This is a genomic window from Priestia sp. YIM B13491, assembly GCF_042787605.1.
Taxonomy (GTDB): domain Bacteria; phylum Bacillota; class Bacilli; order Bacillales; family Bacillaceae_H; genus Priestia; species Priestia megaterium_E.
On record NZ_JBHZOR010000031.1, the window covers coordinates 1 to 2,635 of the forward strand.

At 36.6% G+C, this 2,635-nt stretch carries 1 protein-coding gene; it reads right to left on the reverse strand.

Annotated elements, in window-relative coordinates; all coding sequences use genetic code 11:
- Nucleotides 1-104: 104 nt before the first annotated feature.
- Nucleotides 105-1,934 carry a group II intron reverse transcriptase/maturase gene (gene ltrA, locus ACFX4E_RS28170; protein ID WP_377260031.1) on the reverse strand — a complete coding sequence of 610 codons (1,830 nt, stop codon included), beginning with the start codon at nucleotides 1,932-1,934 and terminating at the stop codon, nucleotides 105-107.
- Nucleotides 1,935-2,635 lie beyond the last annotated feature (701 nt).

Sequence of the window (2,635 nt, forward strand, 5' to 3'; positions counted from 1 at the left end):
GTATGCGTGATAGGTAAGTGTTCTCGACAGCATTACCTGTGACGATACTTACTTTTCCCCCACCTCACACCGTACGTGCAAGTTTCCCTGCATACGGCGTTCCATCAAGCTATTTTATTATTATCCTCTGAAGCCATTGAAATGGCTTCTAGTTTACAATATGCCCTTAAAGTATTCAGCTTTTTAAACTTTTGCTTGTTATGAATAAGGTTAATGTGCTTGTTTATTACTGTTTCAGATGTTGCATGAATAAGTCTATGGATATCTTTATGAACAATTATTAAATTATCGTATTCATCCGTTCCACCTAATTTAATAGGTATTTTGTGATGTGCGTGCACATCTTTAACTTCAAGTTCCATTCCAGTTAGTTCACATTTAAAACTGCACATCGACGCACGAGCTATACGATTATCGTTGTATTGTATGCTTCGTTCTTTGACGTAGTTTTTCGCAAGTTCTATGACTTTAATATCGGTTTGATTTTTCAGTGCCTTGGTAGATTTCTGTCTACCTTTGTTTGTATAATCACATGTGTCTTGCGAAAAGCACATGATGTTCTGCGAATGCACATAGTGAATAGGGAATATGGAAATTCCACTAATCGTCCATGTTTTTGCATCGCATTTTCCATAGAATTTTTCAAAAATAGTGTTCTTTTTCTTAACCTTTTCATATTTAGATAACTTTTTCAGACGGTTGAACATCATCCTATATACAGGGTAAGCAATTTCTCCAAAGTCTTTCCAGACGTGAGTTGCGGACTTATAGTAAACATGGAGTCCTAATATGATTGCGTTTAATCGCTTAATGTTTTCAGGCGAAGGTTTCTTCTGGATTTTCTTAACTTGTTCCGTTAATTGTTTCCTGATTCTAACCTTAGCTTTCGACTTAACATGAGAGTACGCAACATATTTTCCACTCTTTTTAACTGCTCTAATTTCAAATCCGAGAAAATCCGAAGGATTTCTTTTTAAGTTAATGACTTTGGATTTGTCAGGGCTTATATCTAAACCAAGTCTTTGTTTCAACCAATCTTTGACTGCATGATATATGTTCTGAGCCTGTTTATGAGTTTTGCACATAATCTTAAAGTCGTCTGCATATCTAATGATGAAAATCTTTTTCAATTTTGTTTTGTTGATAGCTCTATATCTGTTTGAGTCATTTGAATAGTTAGATTTGGTTTTGAACGTTTCCCACTGTGAGCTAATCCACCAATCTAGTTCGTTAAGAACTATGTTAGAGAGAAGGGGACTAAGGATTCCACCTTGCGGTGTTCCCCTGGTTGGAATACCTTCTCCAGCGATTGGGGCTTTCAACATTGATTTAATAACCGATAGAAGTTTTCTATCATGGATACCTAGCGAGTACATTTGTTTAATTAATTTGTTATGGCTTATGTTATCAAAGAACCCCTTAATATCGATGTCCACAACATGATAAAAATGACCTACATTAACCAATGAACTCATTCTTACCAGAGCATGATTTGTACTTCTGTTAGGTCTGAACCCATAACTATGTGGATGGAATTTCGCTTCACATATAGGCTCTAGAACTTGTTTAATCGATTGTTGAATCAGTCTGTCTATCATCGTGGGAATACCTAACGGTCTTTTTTCTTTGCTATTTTCCTTAGGGATATGAACCCTTCTGACTTCATCTGGACTGAAGTTGCTAAGCTTATTACGTACTTGCTGGACGTATTCATTAATATTATTTTCTTTAATATTTTGGATGGTTAGTCCATCGGTTCCAGCTGTTTTTGAACCAGTATTTGATTTTATCATTCTGAAAGCGAGCTTAATGTTGTTATCCGATTGGATTACATCCATCAGTTTTTTGAATTTCTTGTTTTCACTCGATTTCTGATAGAGTTCATCAAATATGGGCGTCATATTGTAGTAATCTGAATACCTGTATTTGTTCATAAGCCTTCTATTGGGACACCTCCTAGGAGATGCTTTCCCTGTCATACTCGAAGATAGAAGTTCAACTATTGTATGAGTTACTAATAAAATAGGATTGACTAGTGCCCCTCCCTCAACTGTGATTAACAGTTTCATCGGTACTATGGCACCACTTTCACTAGAATAAAGTATCTTATACCGTAAGGTTTTCAATACACCTGTTCGAGGCTAATCGTTTTTCTTCCGAAGAAGACCTCAGTTTCTAGTTTCTGACGTTCCACAGTTCCTAGTATAGATAGTAGTTAGGTGCTTCCTATAAGCCCGTTGGCACATTGTTTTCATTGTTAAACACAGAGTGTTTCATAGCTTCGATTTTTACTTCACTCCACCAACTACCTCAGTGTGAGGCAAGAAATCCATCTCAGGAAATCCCTAGGTTAAGGACCTGTACATTCGGAAGTTCGTCGGTTCTAAAAGAACATTCTCACCATGTACTATCACCACCCGATTACTCTGACCTAATGTTGAATTCCATTAGATTTCATCGACTTTACCCAGCTACTAAACAGTCCAAAATTAGCCTTTCTTTCTGCACATGGGAGTATCAGTGTAGAGGTTTCAGCTCAACATGACGGCTTTCATTCCCTCTATCAGAATTGCAGTTTATTACTAAATCATCCCAATCAATATTTCTATTGAAATTTCAGATTAACGTCACGCAC